Below are 312 nucleotides of genomic sequence, written 5' to 3'. Positions count from 1 at the left end.
GGTATTAATGGTACGTGAAGGATACAAGATGACGGAGTTGGGTGAGATACCGAAGGATTGGGGAGTAAATAAATTAGGCGATATATTAAAGGTGAAATACGGAAAAAGCCAGAAGCAAGTTGAAGACCCTAGTGGGAGTATTCCAATATTAGGAACCGGTGGTTTAATGGGATATGCAAACAAAGCTTTGTATGAAGAAGAATCTGTTTTAATTGGTCGAAAAGGAACGATAGATAAACCCTATTACATGGATGAACCTTTTTGGACAGTAGATACATTGTTTTACAGTGAAATTTTTAAGCCTAATATACC

1 protein-coding gene is annotated in these 312 nt (G+C 36.9%); it reads left to right on the top strand.

From position 1 onward, the window contains the following. Nucleotides 1-28: 28 nt before the first annotated feature. A partial coding sequence (locus tag AOA60_RS03685; RefSeq protein WP_178075315.1) for a restriction endonuclease subunit S occupies nt 29-312 on the top strand: 284 nt, incomplete at its 3' end.

Source organism: Pseudomonas sp. 2822-17 (assembly GCF_002742485.1).
GTDB classification, from domain to species: Bacteria; Pseudomonadota; Gammaproteobacteria; order Pseudomonadales; family Pseudomonadaceae; genus Aquipseudomonas; species Aquipseudomonas cyclaminis.
Note: the sequence above shows the minus strand (reverse complement) of the source record. Positions and strands in the feature narration are given on the sequence as shown.